Here is a 14,440-nt window from a genome sequence, read left to right on the forward strand (position 1 = left end):
TAGACGTTTCAATTTTTTCACACAAAAAAGAAAGATACCTCACACCTTCCGGCCCACTAAATTACTACATTATAGCAGAAAGAGAGATATTTGTACTATGTTTTAGTAAAATAAAAATAGGCACTTATAAAGGTGATTTTACCTTTTAAGTGCCTTCTATACATAAGTCAATGAATCTTACATTTCACCATCTATAAACCTCGAACCAGCAATTCCAGGATTCGTCATTTCCTTTGGATCAAGAATTTCATTCAATTCCTCTTCCGACAAAATTCCTCTTTCAAGACAAATTTCCCGAACTGGCCGATTTGATTGAATTGCTTCTTTCGCCACCCTAGAAGCTACCTCATAACCAACATGAGGATTAATCGCTGTTACAATTCCAACACTTCTTTCAACCATCTGACGGCAATGTTCTACATTAGCAGTCATTCCCTCAATTGCATATTTCCTAAAGACACTTATTCCATTTTGCAAAATTGAAAAGGACTGCAATAAATTAAACACCAAGACGGGCTCCATAACATTTAGCTCTAATTGACCAGCCTCAGAAGCCAAACTTATCGTATGATCATTTCCAATGACTTGAAATGAAATTTGATTTACAACTTCGCACATAACAGGATTTACTTTCCCAGGCATAATGGAAGAACCCGGTTGTCTTGGTGGAAGATTAATTTCGTTAATCCCTGTACGTGGTCCAGAACTCATTAAGCGTAAGTCATTGGCCATCTTCGATAAATTAATAGCCATAATTTTTAGAGCACTTGATACTTCTGTATAAGCATCTGTATTTTGAGTTGCATCTACTAAATCCTCTGCAGTTTCAAATGGGTAACCTGTAATATCTGCTAAGTAATCTGCTATTTTTTTAATATACTCGGGTTTTGCATTTAGCCCTGTACCAACTGCTGTTGCCCCCATATTCACTTCATATAAATGCCCAACAGATCTCTCAATTCGACCTAGATCCCGACTGAGCACACGCTGATAAGCGCCAAATTCTTGTCCAAGTCTAATTGGTACCGCATCTTGCAAATGCGTGCGACCCATTTTTAAAACATCATCAAACTCTTTTTCTTTAAGCTTTAATGCTTGAATCAATTCATCTAGTTCTTTTCTCAACCCATCAGCTAATCGGAGAGCAGCAATATGAATCGCTGTTGGAAAGGCATCATTTGTTGATTGTGCCATATTCACATGAGTGTTAGGACTAACTCGCATATATTCGCCTTTTTTGCCACCGAGTATTTCAATTGCTCGGTTAGCAATAACTTCATTTGCATTCATATTAAATGAAGTTCCTGCTCCTCCTTGAATTGAATCAACAATAAACTGATCTAGAAATTTACCATTTATGATTTCATCCGCCGCTGTAATAATTGCGTCTGCAATATTTACTGTAAGAACTCCAACATCACGGTTTGCCATCGCAGCCGCCTTTTTTACATACCCAAACGCACGAACTAACTCAGGGTGTGGCGGGTAGCCTGTAATGGGGAAATTCTCCCTTGCACGCATTGTTTGAATTCCATAATAAGCTTCCTTCGGTACTTGCTTCTCTCCGATTAGGTCGCGTTCCGTCCGATATTCTGACATTCACATCTGTCTCCTTTTTCGATGTTTACTTCAAATAACTAATACGATTGTCCTTTTTTATCCTATGTAATCAGCCTTTGAATGTGAACGCTTCAACAGATACCTCCTTCTTAAAGTATTCTTTGGGAGTTAATTGCAATACATTTCACTAACTACAATTACTCCCTATCTAATAAGGTTCGTTGCTTATTTCAGTAACCTAATTTCATTTCGCAAGATAAGAAGTCCTTGCTGAAACGTTTCTGTATCAATCATCTTCCATTCATACAGCTCTCGTAATTCATCTTCCATTAAAGCAAGATCTATAGAGCGATCACGTGTATAGACGATGGATCCATGTTTTTTTAGCAACTGTCTTACATCATACATCGTTTTCAAAACATTCACCTCAAAAACCATTATAACAGCTTTAGAACCGCTACGAAAAGAAGCCACACAAGCGGTGTAAATGAGATAAACGAATGACGCCAAAATACTTGACGTATTTGCGTTTGAACAAATACACCTAACCCTAATGCAGCAGTAAACAAAAATGAAGCTGCAATAGTAAAAAACGTTCTAAATTCAAGTAAGCCCCATTCCATTCCCATTAAGAAGAATAGCAATGCTAAAACTAAAATTAAAACTTTATCTTCTGGGTGAAAAAAACCAAGTGTAGGATGAAAACGACTAAAACAAGCCACAATAAACAAAAGAGATAAAATCGATAATAGGATTTCAATAAATCGTACACCAATCCATCCTGATATCAATATTCCAGTTATCATACCAATGTAACATAAAAACAAGAAAAATAAAGAAAATAATAAGAGCTGAATTGGTCTTATCGGATCACGAGGTGCAGTTAATAGACCTCCTATTGTCAGCCCGATTGTAAAAACAAAAATCATAATAACGATTATAAACCACATGCAAAACACCATCCTTTTTGAAAGCCACTGGAAAGGTATGTTTAAACCTACTCAGTACCTCGAATTAAGTAATGTCCCTTTTGGGAGCAGTTCCTAATTGACAATTTTCGTACAGCTAGTTACTACATTATTTTGAAATTCATTCTTATGCTATGATATGTATACAAAACAAAAATAAGAAGGACAAGATAAAACTTGTTCAAGTAGAAATTGAAATGAGGAGTGGAAGATGGACCAGAAAGTAAAAGATATCATTGATCGAGCACTCTTCGGAACCCCGGAGATTAAACCAGAAGAGAGAAATTTGTTTTTATCGACCATTGTAGAAAGAGTTCATATAGCCTTAACAAAAAAGCAAGTTATTCACAAAGGAATGTATCCGGAAGTCATTCAATTAATGAAAGAAAAAAGGAATCTGCACTTGTTTTTAAATGGGAAATTAAGTTACAGCAACTACTCAAATTATATTCAGGAAGCGAGCAAGGCAGGTATTCGTTTTACAATTGTAACACCGCAAAAGGAAACACCTTTTGGTCTCGTATTAGCAGATGAATCAACAGCAATTGATAGCAACGATATTTTTGTAAAAGATGATTTATATGAGTTAGATATGAATGAGTCGATCAATCTTTAAATTAACTAAAAACGATAAGATGACTACAATTTTTTTGAGGGGTGTCTCAAAGGTCTTTTCTGACCCTTTTGAGACACCCCTCTTTTGTGGTCTTATATTATCTATCCGGATCATTTGGGTGGACTACGGTAGGGCGCTGTTTTTTTAACGGCATAGCTGTGCGGAATAATACATCTTTTAACGCAGAGCCATTAAATGGTAAAAAAGGCCACATATAAGGGGTACCTAATGACCTTAAGTGGACAAGCATTAATAACCAAACCGTAATTCCTACAACAAATCCTGCCACTCCAAAGAGCGCACATGCAATTAATAAGCCAACCCTAATTAATCGATTTGCCAAACTCATTTCATAACTTGGCGTGGCAAACGTACCTACAGCTGCTACCGCTAAATAGAGTACAACTTCAGGAGAAAAGACACCTACATTAATAGCAACTTCCCCAATTAAAAGCGCAGCGACCAAACCTAGTGCTGTGGCTAAAGCATTTGGGGTATGTATGGCGGCCATCCTCAGCATTTCGATCCCTATCTCAGCAATTAGAAACTGAGCATACAAAGGAACGGTACCTTCTTCCTGCTCTCCAATAAAGTTTAATGCAGCAGGAGCAAGCCCATCATTTGTAGCAAGTAAATACCAAAGAGGCAATAAAAATAATGAAGCCCAGACAGCGGCATAACGAACTACTCTTAAACTAGTCCCGACAATTGGCTTTTGGCGATATTCTTCTGCGTGCTGCATATGATGCCAAAAGGTCGTTGGAGCAATCATTACACTTGGAGAGCCATCTACCATAATTATGACATGCCCTTCAAACAAGTGACTGGATGCAACATCAGGTCGTTCCGTGTAACGAACCATTGGATATGGGTTATAATGATGCCCAAATATAAATTCCTCTATCGTTTTATCCCCCATAGACAGCCCATCTGTATCAATTTTCTCTAAAGATTCTTTTATGCTTTGCACATATTCTTGGTCAGCAATATCAGCAATGTACGTAATAGCTAGATCTGATTTAGATCGACGTCCAACTGAAACATATTCAACTCTCATCGTTTTGTCGCGAATTCGTCTTCGTATTAATGCAGCATTCATAACAAGCGTTTCGACGAATCCGTCTTTTGAGCCACGAATGACTTTTTCTGTATCGGGCTCTTCTGGACCTCTAACAGGGTACTCCCTCGTATCAATCAGAATGACCTTGTCTATCCCTTCCACTACGAGTGCAGCAGGACCTGCTAGAATTTGATCAACCACTTCATCTAAATCATCTGTCGCCTCTATTTCTGCATAAGGAATATGATGTTTAATTAATCGGTCTAATGGTCTTTCAGCTAAATCGGAGTCTCTAATTCGAATTAGCTCACGTTGAATTTGAGTAATGGCCTGATCTTTGCCAAAACCATCTACAAGAAAGAGCGACATTTCTCTCTCTCCATGTTCTAATTCAAGATACACTAAATCAAAACTCGCATCGACCGCTAACTCCTTTTTTAAAAACTCAACATTGTCGTTGTAAATAATTGTGACAGGATTTTTCACTTTATTTGTACTCACGTGTCATCACCTCCCATTCCCTTAACATTATTTGCTTCTATATCTATTTCCATTCATGACACATGCATAAGAACGAATGCATTCACATATAGATGAGACAAACTGTTTGTCCAATGGAGGCAGAACGATGAATAAATGGAAATTTGCAATAGTCATGCTAATCACATCTTTTTGTGTAGGACTTTTTCTTGTTTTTACAATTAAACCTGAGCCATTAAACGATGCTCTAATATTTTTCCCACTTGATCCGACAGCCACATTTGATGAAGCAACATCACACATTGATTTTCTAGCGATAGAAGATGAGGATGAGTACATTTTAGATTGGAGTGTCACTTCGGTATTAAATCAATCAGCATATTTAAGGCAAGACGTTTCTCTTTTGTTTGAGGATGGTTATTTAAAAGATACGTTATCATCATGGCGTGAGAACACGGACACTATTGAGATGGAAAAAGATGTGAAGTCAGATGACAGCGGTCATTATCGTGTAGTTACATTTCATCATGCTGAGCTACACTACCCAAATGATGAAATTAAAAGTGCCCAAAAACTAAGTTTTGATCAACTTTATGTGATTGACTCACCTTTAAGTCCATTACATGCTTTTAGAACTCCACAAACCGAAGAAGAAAAAGAAAGCAAACGAATATTGGATTATATCTTGCAACAACAACAAGACTATGATTGGGATGCATTATTTGAATATTACAACCTTCCAAAAGATCGATATTTACGGATTCCTCTTACTGACTTAGTTCTTTACGAAAATGAGCCTATCCCAGGATTAACAAAAGAAAAAACCGCGCAATTTCTCGGCGGCCTTTGGGAAGGGTTATATAAAAACTATGTGCTTGGCATTACGAAAAAAGATGGGTCAACGGTTAGCCCAATCGGAAGTACAGTTCCCGTAATTCTCGTTCCTGATACAGCTGATCATTTCTTCGTTCTTTTTCGAACCGCAGATGGCGAACCCGTTCAACTTTTACAAACAATTAATAACTAATCAGCCTTTTTCAGTACTCAGCTTAAGATGGTGCCACACTCAACCTGTCTAGCAAATCGAGGTAAGTATCGTCTGGGTAGATCTCCACTGCTCGATTAAGTGCAGCACGTGCTTCCTCGATCTCGCCTAGTTCTATATAAATAAGGGACAAATTGTAATGGGCTTCATGAAACTCTTCTCTTTTTTCTATCGTAACTAAAAGAAGATCTTTCGCAACTTCATAATTTTCAAACATCGCTTCTACATAAGCTAGTAAAAAGTACGCTTCAGGCATCTCTGCCCCTTCTTCCACAGCTCTTTTTAAAAATGGATACGCAGAATCTATATCCTCTTTTTGCAAATATTCTTGACCAATTTGCAACTCCAAAATAGGAGAGCGAACTTTTTCTTCATTATTCATTCCAAACCAAAACAGTCCAACTAAAGAAAGGGACGCGACAACGAAAAAGAGGATCTGTCTAAATGACTTTTTATGTTTTGGTAAATGGACAATAGCAGAAGCAAGAAACCCTCCAACCAAACCTCCAATATGAGCACCGTTATCTACCATTGGAACAGCAAAACCAAAAACTAAATTAATCGCTAAAATTGTTAATAGGCTTTTCCCCATCGTTCGAAAAAATAATTTTCTATAAATAGTTCCAAAATAAAGAAGCGCACCAAAACATCCAAATATAGCACCTGAAGCTCCAGCTGCTACTTGTTCGTTAAAAGCAAAACTTGCAATAGAGCCCGTTAAACCTGCTATAAAATAAATAAAAAGAAAACGCCCCGTTCCATACATCCTCTCAACTGCACTACCAAGATAAAATAGAGCTAACGAGTTCATAAATAGGTGGAGGAAACCTATATGTAAAAACATAGCAGAAAATAAGCGCCACCATTCCCCTTCCAATATGAGTGGATTGTACTTTGCTCCGTATTCAATTAAGGTCAAAACAGAGGTACTGCTTCCCTCTTGTTCTAACAAATAAAACATAAACGCAATGCTCCCTAAAAGGGCAATCGTTGCAAGAGGCCTCCCTTGAAAAAACAAAGACTTTTCTTTTTTTTCCCGCTCCTTTGTTGCTTGTCGGATTTGTTGTTGAAGATGCAGGATTGTTATCTCAACATCTTCAACTGTTTCTAAATGAGGAGCATCTGGCAGTTCTGTCTGATCAGTGTTTATTTTATCAATAATCGAAGAATAAACAGTCGTTCGCTTCTTTTCACTCTCAAAATAAGGTTTTTTTACATCTTCCCAATCATCAACAGGTGGATATAAACTTATATAGATGTTTTCCCCTATCATTTTACGCAGTCGTAAATGACGTCTAATTCGCTCAAACTGCTTTACGGAGTTAGTCACATCCCTTCTTAGCCAACTTGCAAAATCTATATCCACCCTCACGATTCGAAGAATACGCTTTGGTTTTGAATCTTCATCTTCTAACCAGAATTCCTTCGAACTTTTATCAAGAACTCTAAATCCTTTTTCAAAAATATAAAAATGGACTAATCTCCAGAAAAAATAGTCTTGTTGTAAACGATCCATAAGTTCCTCCTTTCACCATTATTCTTATTAAACAGTATAGCAACAATTTCCTTTAATAGAAGAGAACAAGCGAAAAAACAGATAAAGGGTCTGTCCTTAGATACGAAATCTTAAAAGACAGACCCTTATATCATCTTAAAAATTTTCTTGTGGCCGGTTTGATTGAAAAACCGAACCGAGTACTTTATCGCGGATAAACGGAATTTGCATAGCAAACATAACGGCTACCTTTCGAAGCATTCGACGACTCAAAAAGGCATTGATCACACGATAACGATACTTATAAGCAAAATACATTGAAAAAACTAACGATAGAATTGAAATGAGACGTTGAAACATAATCATCCCTCCTCTACCTTAATGTGGCTGTGAAACGAATCTTTTATCCACGTTTAAATAAAAAGTATCCATTAAAGCTCTATACAATATCATAAACTGGCTTCATGGCTTCTTTTAAAACAGAAGCAGAATGATGTAATTGCTTTTGTTCCTCTTCACTTAAATTTAGTTCTAACACTTCGCGAATTCCTTGACGATTAACGATAGCTGGAACACCAATATAAACGTCATCAAGACCATACTGTCCTCGGAGAAGAGTCGAGATTGTTAAGACGGAATTTTCATTTCTTAAGATTGCCTTAGTAAGGCGAACAAGCCCCATCGCTATCCCATAGTACGTTGCGCCTTTTCTGTCGATAATATGATAAGCAGCATCACGAACATTAGTAAAAATCGTATCAAGTTCATTCATGTTGACATGATTATCCTCGTCCACATACGTTAAAATAGGCTTACCACCAATATCAGCATGACTCCATACTGGTAGCTCGGTATCTCCATGCTCTCCCATGATATAGGCATGTACATTTCTTGAGTCTACATCAAAATATTGGCCTAGCAAAAAGCGAAAACGAGCTGTATCTAAAATTGTTCCAGAACCAATGACCTTTTCCATTGGCAAGCCAGAAAATTTCCACGTAGCATAAGAGAGGATATCTACAGGATTAGTGGCAACAAGAAAAATACCATTAAATCCGCTATCCATGACAGATCCAACAATGGTTTTAAAGATCTTTGCATTCTTTTCTATAAGATCAAGTCTTGTTTCTCCAGGACCTTGATTAGCTCCTGCAGTAATAACAACGAGGTCAGCTTCTGAACAATCTTGGTATGTCCCCGCCCAAATTCTCATTGGTGAACCAAACGGCATCCCATGATTTAAATCCATTGCATCGCCTTCAGCCTTCTCTTTATTTAAGTCTACCAAGACCATTTCATCTACAACGCCTTGATTAAGTAGTGCATAAGCATAACTAGAACCAACAAAACCCGTTCCAATAATAACTACTCTCGTTCCTTTTCCTTTTGCCTTCATCCAAACAGCACCTTTCTAGAGAATACACTTCCTTACTTAAACCACAAAACATCTTTTAAAAGCCTACCCTCCAATATATTTACTATACAGAGTTTTTGCTCTTGAGATGTCTTCCGTTCCTTGTACTAGCACTCGTCCATCTGGAAACAAAACAAGCCTTTCACCCTCTTGAAGCTGAACCCGAAGTAAAAAAGGAGTTTTTTTAACTTCTGCAACCGGTTCAAGTTTTTTTGCCCATACTTCTAAATTGATTGGCTCATTACGCTGAATTTGAACTGTTTCTCTCCCGCATAGTGTTGTAACATGATCCTCTTCTTCAAATAATGAGGGATACTCTTTTTTTTGACAGGTAGGGCATTCCTTTTTTGAGTTCTCCATTTTTAAGTCAAATTGGTGATTTTTCCATAGATCAAAGCTTCGCAGTGTTCCTCTAAGTGCCTGTTCATCGTTGACTAAATACTTTAGTACTTCCACTACTTGATAGGAAGCTACGATATCCACAACTGGACTAATAACTCCTATGGTGTCGCAAGTTTGTCCCGTTCCTTCTCCAGGATTGATAAAACAACGCAGACAAGGCGTTTTTCCAGGGATGAATAGAGCTGACATTCCTCTAGCACTAACTGCTCCGCCATAGGCAAATGGCAACCCTAATTTAAAACACATATCATTTAAAAGAAACCTAGTTCGAAAGTTGTCAGTTCCATCTAAGACAAGGTCAATACCTTCTAACAATTGTGGTAAATTTTCAGCTGTCACATCAGTAACGATTCCCTCAATCTTCACACTAGAATTAATTGCTTTTAATTTATTCTCAGCAGCAACTGCCTTTGGCAAACTCTCATTTACATCTGTTTCATCAAATAGCATTTGCCTTTGTAAATTACTCATTTCAACATAATCTCGATCGACTAGTCTTACTAGACCTACACCTGCTCGAACAAGGTGATTGGCTAAAACGGTACCTAAAGCACCGACACCCACAATTAATACAGACTTGTTCGTGAGTTCTTTCTGACCAACCTCCCCAATTGGTGAAAACCGCATTTGCCTTGAGTAGCGTTCCAACGAATTACGTTCCATCTTTCTCCTCCTTATAACAACAACCAACCTGAAAGTAAGCCTATGGCTGCTCCAAAACCGGTACAACCTAAATTAACAAAATCATTATTCATCCATTTTTTACCTTTTATACGTACAGTCTTCATATTACAATGATTTTCCCGTTCCGTTTCAATTGAGCAAACAGAACAACGGTAAACAACTTGCCAAACCCCACCTAACACTGTATCTAATAAATTACCGAGGAAACCAGCTAAAGTCAAAACAAATAATAAGATAAGACTATCATAAGATGGACCCCACCAAAAAATAATTGAGAAGATAACAATCAAGAAACTCCCACTAAAGGCGGCGGCTGAGCCGAGTAATGTGATTGCTCCAGATGTTCCATGACTAACACGTTTTCTCTTAAAAAGATGGAACGGTTTTTTTTTGCTGTGAGAACCGAGTTCCGATGCCCATGTATCGGAAGTGGCAGCGGCAAGACTTGCGACGAATCCGAATATGAAAATTTGTGAAGGATAAACAAAATAAATAAGTGCAAGTATGGCAGAAACTCCTCCATTTGCAAGTACTTGAATGGCATCTCTTCGCTGCCCTTTTTGAACAATGTCAAGCTCTTTTTCATTAGGATGAAAAGAACCAATCAATATAGAACTACAAAAAAATACACCTAATAAAAGTAACCCGTACATCCCCAACCCCAGAGAAATTGAGCCACCAACAATGACAGCAGCAATTGCTCCACCAAAAGTTAATTTATTTTTCTGATAAGCAAAGAACGCAATCAAACTAACCGCCATAAAGAGGAGAAGGATCATAATAGAAATCCATCAGGACTAATAATATGATCGATCAGACAATCATGGGGCTCGATTGGGACAAATGGAATCACTTGACATGGGAAAGCTAACGCTATCGTCTGCGCTTTGATTTGAGGCAGGAACCGATCATAGAATCCTCCTCCAAATCCTAGTCTAGAACCATTTTTATCAAAAGCAAGTCCGGGAACAATAACTAACTCTATTTTCTTTGGATCAATAGATGGACAACTCTCAACATTCGGTTCTTTCAAATTATATGGACCTTCTTCTAATTGATTAAAACTAGTGATTTCAAAAAATGACATCCTTTTATGTTTGAAATCTGCACGAGGAACAACGGCTTTTTTTCCTTGCTTCCATGCAGCTTCTATTAAACAATATGTATCTACTTCTTTGCCACGAGAAATGGTAAGTGCAATAACTCCTGCTCCTTTCCAAATATCGGAAGAAACAAGATGTTCTGCTATTTCTTCGGACCAATTCTTCCGCTTTTCAGCGGAAATTGAATCTAGTTTTCTGCTCACTTCATTTCTAATGTCCTTTTTTGTAGACATAGCTTTCACTCACTCTCACTCAATTTATGAATGCGTCATCAAAAAACTCTTATAAATAGAAAAAAGCAGCGGATAATCCAGCTGCTTACTTTGTTTCACGGTGTAACGTATGACGCTTTAATCTTGGGCTGTATTTTTTGAATTCAATACGCTCAGGATTTGTACGTTTATTTTTTGTTGTAATATAATTACGATCTCCTGTTTCAGTGCAAGCAAGAGTTACTTGTACACGCATTTGCTATCCCTCCAAACTGTGCTTACTTCATACTTGAATATGATAGCAAATCTTTTCACTTCAATCAAGTGGTTTTTCTTTACAGTATTTGTTTCGATACTTGTTTAAGGTGATCAGAACGAATTTGTTTATCATGTTTCATTAATACTTCCTCTTCTGATGTACCATTGATTTCCCAAATCCGACCGTAAGTCTCTTGCCATGGGGCTAATTGGAGGCTAGTCACCATCATGCTTTCATGACCACTTTGGCATAATGGTGAGACAGCCAAATTTCCACTTTTTTCTGACCAAATTTTCTCTCTTTTCCCAACAGCTAAATGGCTTTCTTTCCCCTGGAAGAAATTCGTAGCTAAAAGAGTTAAAATTGGACTTCCGTAATGCATAATCGTTTGTCTCAAAGGAGAAATAAAAGCTACCTTTGAAGAAACCGCCCCAAATCTTTGTTGATGAACGACAAACTTAATATTAAGATTTTCTTCTGACTGATTTTTAAAGATAAATGTATAAACGAAACTACTTTCCTCTTTTTTATACTCTTGTAAAATAGTTAGTTGAATATTCCATTGTTTATGGAAAGCGACAACAATGGAAAGGTCTGACCCGCGCTCTTGTTTAGAAGACATTTCCCATTCACTACTATTTAACCAAGAACATTTTCCATCTAACCAGACAGCAAATTTCTTCAAGAAATGATGATTTTTTTTTTGAAAAGTGAACATACTAGGATGTTTGCTGTTTAATAAAATTAATTTGTTCAATGTATTCACCTGCCAGTTGTTTTGCATGTGCTCCATCTGTCGATTGAGCATATACAGTAAATGTTCCTCGTTCTTGGTCTGGAACAATAAATGTCCAACTTTCCTCTGTATGTTTAACTTTCATCCCATCAATTAGTTCTACGTTCTTTCCTTTTAACGATTCCAATAACTTTCGCATTACAATCCCTTTTTGTTGTGTTTTACACGTTACTTCTTGTTTGTAGATAGATTGTACAGGCAGGTCACTTAGAATTTCTGAAAGGGTTTGCTTATTCCCAACAATATGATCTAATAGTTGAACGATCGCATATGGACCATCATAAGACATCATTTGGACTGTTCCCTCTGATTCCATCATCGCACGAGCAGATGTCTTTGTCCTAATAAGTGTTTTATCATAACTTGCTGCTACCTCTTCAAGTGCACTTCCCCCATATAACGGAACAGCTAGCTCTTGACGTAACCCTTTTTCAAGTTGCATATAGATAAACAGCATTAATTGTTCTTCTTCTAAGACCAAATGTCCTTGTTCTGTCATTAAACTAATGAACTCTCCACTTTCACCAACCATTACTCCAAAATCGGCGTTATACTCAAGTAAAGTTTCTCTCATCGTCTCTTCATCTACTTGATCAGACAGACTATGAATCGAGCATCCTAGTTGTTCAAGTATTGTTTTGAATAATGGAAGGTTACTTGATGATTCTTCATGAAGAACCACTTTAATACTTCTTGCTTTTATTGCTTCAACATTAATATGTTCCATCAAATTAGCTATGTAATTTCCTTCCAATTGATGGTTTGTTTCAAATTGACCAACATATTCAAATGCTACCCTACGGTAAGATTGAAATGTTATCACTTGTTCCAACTCACGTTGTTCAGAAGAACTTATTGGCAATCCATCTTCGTTATAGAATTCAATGATTAACTGCTTTTCATGATTTTCATCTAACAACCTAATATATATACCGCCTTTAGCATCACTCTGTTCAACACTAAATCTTAAAACTGGCAACATTGTATGTCCGAGTTCGACAACATCCACACCCGATGCTTGTAAACTCTGAATAAGCGATAATTTCATAACCTGTGAAAAAGAATTACTATCGCTAGCCACGAATACTCGTGCACCTTGATTGAGCAAGCTGCCATAAGCAGCACCAAATTTCGAGGCTTCCTCTGGAGTCATTTCACTATTTGCCACACCGGTAGCACGGTGTCCTTTTAATAACGATTTTGCTCCAACTTCATTCCATACAAAGGACTGTGGAACAGTTGTGGCTTCCTCCACTCTTTTATATGGCCAAACTTTTACCTCTGGTTGAATTCTAGCCTCTTCTCCAATGACCGTATTATGACCAATGACAGCATCTTCAAATATTGATGCTTTGGTGCCAACGGTCACACCTTGACATAAAGTAGCCCCTCTTAGTTCACTATCATCACCGATATATGCGCCATCCCAAAGAACAGAACGTTTAATTGAAGCCTTATTCGATACAGTTGATCCTGAGCCAATAACTGCGTGTTCTCCTAAGTGAGCCCCAGACCGAATAACTGAATTTGAACCTATTGAAACAGGCCCTTCAATTTTGACTCCTTCTTCAATAATGACATTTTCCCCAACCCATACACTCGGTTGAATCTCAGTTCCTTGAATTAGAGCATCAAGATCACCACTTAATATATCGCTCTGAGCTTGGCGATATTGCTTTAGATTACCTATATCTGACCAATAACCTTCAGCAGAATATCCATACAAAGGTGATTGATCAGCTAACAACTTTGGAAAAACGTCCTTACTAAAATCTACTACTGCATCCTCTTTAATGTATGAAAAAATTTCTGGATTCATAATATAAATACCAGTATTAACGGTATCACTAAATACCTCACTCCAACTTGGCTTTTCTAGAAAACGAACAATTTTATCTTGTTCATCCGTCATAATCACACCAAATTCTAATGGGCATTCAACTTGTTTCATAAAAATAGTTACTAGACTTTCATTTTTTTCATGAAAATCAATTCCTGATTGAAGGTTAAAGTCTGTTAAAGCATCACCACTTACAACTACAAAAGGTTCATCTAGAAATTCTTCCGCTTGTTTCACACTCCCAGCTGTCCCTAAAGGAGTAGTTTCTTCAAAATAATGCAATTTCACTCCGAATTCAGACCCATCTCCAAAATAATCTTGAATAACATCTGATAAATACTGAACAGTCACAGCAATTTCAGTAATTCCGTATTTCTTTAATAGTTCAATACTATATTGCATAACTGGCTTTTGAATTAATGGAACCATTGGTTTTGGTACATTACAAGTTAATGGACGTAATCTTGTACCCTTTCCTCCTGCCATGATGACACCCTTCATTATGA

The 14,440-nt window shown here is 37.3% G+C and carries 15 protein-coding genes; 2 read left to right on the plus strand and 13 right to left on the minus strand.

All coding sequences use genetic code 11. The features are described from left to right. Window positions 1-177 precede the first annotated feature (177 nt). From aspA to SAY88_RS12120, 3 genes are all read right to left on the minus strand, one after another. Entirely contained in the window at window positions 178-1,599 is a 1,422-nt protein-coding gene (aspA, locus tag SAY88_RS12110) for an aspartate ammonia-lyase (RefSeq protein ID WP_332632098.1), read from the minus strand. A 186-nt stretch (window positions 1,600-1,785) separates the two neighbouring features. After that, window positions 1,786-1,968: a YqgQ family protein gene (locus tag SAY88_RS12115; protein ID WP_332632168.1), complete on the minus strand. Its 183-nt coding sequence runs from the start codon at window positions 1,966-1,968 to the stop codon at window positions 1,786-1,788. Between the two features lie 29 nt (window positions 1,969-1,997). Next, the gene (locus SAY88_RS12120) at window positions 1,998-2,510 is read right to left on the minus strand and encodes a hypothetical protein (RefSeq protein WP_332632099.1); all 513 of its coding nucleotides are present in this window, start codon (window positions 2,508-2,510) and stop codon (window positions 1,998-2,000) included. A gap of 229 nt (window positions 2,511-2,739) precedes the next feature. Here SAY88_RS12120 and SAY88_RS12125 point away from each other — a divergent pair, with 229 nt between their 5' ends. Beyond that, complete coding sequence (locus SAY88_RS12125; RefSeq protein WP_332632100.1) at window positions 2,740-3,144, plus strand: YueI family protein; 405 nt, start codon at window positions 2,740-2,742, stop codon at window positions 3,142-3,144. Between the two features lie 97 nt (window positions 3,145-3,241). Here SAY88_RS12125 and SAY88_RS12130 read toward each other — a convergent pair whose 3' ends face one another. Further along, window positions 3,242-4,705, minus strand: a complete 1,464-nt coding sequence (locus SAY88_RS12130) for a spore germination protein (RefSeq protein WP_332632101.1) — start codon at window positions 4,703-4,705, stop codon at window positions 3,242-3,244. 127 nt (window positions 4,706-4,832) lie between these two features. On the opposite strand from SAY88_RS12130, the gene SAY88_RS12135 reads away from it, so the two are divergent. Next, window positions 4,833-5,711, plus strand: coding sequence for a hypothetical protein (locus SAY88_RS12135; protein WP_332632102.1), 879 nt, complete (start codon window positions 4,833-4,835; stop codon window positions 5,709-5,711). Between the two features lie 22 nt (window positions 5,712-5,733). Here the strand turns inward: SAY88_RS12135 and SAY88_RS12140 are convergent, their stop codons facing one another. From SAY88_RS12140 to SAY88_RS12180, 9 genes are all read right to left on the minus strand, one after another. Then, window positions 5,734-7,245 carry a rhomboid family intramembrane serine protease gene (locus tag SAY88_RS12140; protein WP_332632103.1) on the minus strand — a complete coding sequence of 504 codons (1,512 nt, stop codon included), beginning with the start codon at window positions 7,243-7,245 and terminating at the stop codon, window positions 5,734-5,736. 135 nt (window positions 7,246-7,380) lie between these two features. Further along, complete coding sequence (locus tag SAY88_RS12145; RefSeq protein ID WP_250096091.1) at window positions 7,381-7,584, minus strand: sodium:proton antiporter; 204 nt, start codon at window positions 7,582-7,584, stop codon at window positions 7,381-7,383. Between the two features lie 79 nt (window positions 7,585-7,663). Further along, the gene (locus tag SAY88_RS12150) at window positions 7,664-8,620 is read right to left on the minus strand and encodes an L-lactate dehydrogenase (protein WP_332632104.1); all 957 of its coding nucleotides are present in this window, start codon (window positions 8,618-8,620) and stop codon (window positions 7,664-7,666) included. 63 nt (window positions 8,621-8,683) lie between these two features. Beyond that, complete coding sequence (locus SAY88_RS12155) at window positions 8,684-9,703, minus strand: ThiF family adenylyltransferase (RefSeq protein ID WP_332632105.1); 1,020 nt, start codon at window positions 9,701-9,703, stop codon at window positions 8,684-8,686. 11 nt (window positions 9,704-9,714) lie between these two features. After that, window positions 9,715-10,503 carry a DUF92 domain-containing protein gene (locus SAY88_RS12160; RefSeq protein WP_332632106.1) on the minus strand — a complete coding sequence of 263 codons (789 nt, stop codon included), beginning with the start codon at window positions 10,501-10,503 and terminating at the stop codon, window positions 9,715-9,717. Further along, a complete protein-coding gene (locus tag SAY88_RS12165; protein ID WP_332632107.1) occupies window positions 10,500-11,060 on the minus strand; it encodes a 5-formyltetrahydrofolate cyclo-ligase in 561 nt (186 codons plus the stop codon). Before SAY88_RS12165 ends, SAY88_RS12160 begins: the two co-directional genes overlap by 4 nt. An 85-nt stretch (window positions 11,061-11,145) precedes the next feature. Then, window positions 11,146-11,295, minus strand: coding sequence for a 50S ribosomal protein L33 (gene rpmG / locus SAY88_RS12170; protein WP_034624960.1), 150 nt, complete (start codon window positions 11,293-11,295; stop codon window positions 11,146-11,148). A gap of 79 nt (window positions 11,296-11,374) precedes the next feature. After that, window positions 11,375-12,055, minus strand: a complete 681-nt coding sequence (locus tag SAY88_RS12175) for a hypothetical protein (protein WP_332632108.1) — start codon at window positions 12,053-12,055, stop codon at window positions 11,375-11,377. Next, window positions 12,018-14,435 (minus strand): sugar phosphate nucleotidyltransferase, encoded by a 2,418-nt coding sequence (locus tag SAY88_RS12180; protein ID WP_332632109.1) that lies wholly within the window; start codon window positions 14,433-14,435, stop codon window positions 12,018-12,020. Before SAY88_RS12180 ends, SAY88_RS12175 begins: the two co-directional genes overlap by 38 nt. Window positions 14,436-14,440: the final 5 nt, after the last annotated feature.

Origin of the sequence: Halalkalibacter flavus (assembly GCF_036663575.1) — a bacterium.
GTDB lineage: Bacteria > Bacillota > Bacilli > Bacillales > Bacillaceae_D > Halalkalibacter > Halalkalibacter flavus.

Coding starts and splice junctions, on each gene's coding strand:
- aspA (WP_332632098.1), bottom strand. CDS start 1,599: ATGTCAGAATATCGGACGGAACGCGACCTAATCGGAGAGAAGCAAGTA.
- SAY88_RS12115 (WP_332632168.1), bottom strand. CDS start 1,968: ATGTATGATGTAAGACAGTTGCTAAAAAAACATGGATCCATCGTCTAT.
- SAY88_RS12120 (WP_332632099.1), bottom strand. CDS start 2,510: ATGTGGTTTATAATCGTTATTATGATTTTTGTTTTTACAATCGGGCTG.
- SAY88_RS12125 (WP_332632100.1), top strand. CDS start 2,740: ATGGACCAGAAAGTAAAAGATATCATTGATCGAGCACTCTTCGGAACC.
- SAY88_RS12135 (WP_332632102.1), top strand. CDS start 4,833: ATGAATAAATGGAAATTTGCAATAGTCATGCTAATCACATCTTTTTGT.
- SAY88_RS12140 (WP_332632103.1), bottom strand. CDS start 7,245: ATGGATCGTTTACAACAAGACTATTTTTTCTGGAGATTAGTCCATTTT.
- SAY88_RS12145 (WP_250096091.1), bottom strand. CDS start 7,584: ATGTTTCAACGTCTCATTTCAATTCTATCGTTAGTTTTTTCAATGTAT.
- SAY88_RS12150 (WP_332632104.1), bottom strand. CDS start 8,620: ATGAAGGCAAAAGGAAAAGGAACGAGAGTAGTTATTATTGGAACGGGT.
- SAY88_RS12155 (WP_332632105.1), bottom strand. CDS start 9,703: ATGGAACGTAATTCGTTGGAACGCTACTCAAGGCAAATGCGGTTTTCA.
- SAY88_RS12160 (WP_332632106.1), bottom strand. CDS start 10,503: ATGATCCTTCTCCTCTTTATGGCGGTTAGTTTGATTGCGTTCTTTGCT.
- SAY88_RS12165 (WP_332632107.1), bottom strand. CDS start 11,060: ATGTCTACAAAAAAGGACATTAGAAATGAAGTGAGCAGAAAACTAGAT.
- rpmG (WP_034624960.1), bottom strand. CDS start 11,295: ATGCGTGTACAAGTAACTCTTGCTTGCACTGAAACAGGAGATCGTAAT.
- SAY88_RS12180 (WP_332632109.1), bottom strand. CDS start 14,435: ATGAAGGGTGTCATCATGGCAGGAGGAAAGGGTACAAGATTACGTCCA.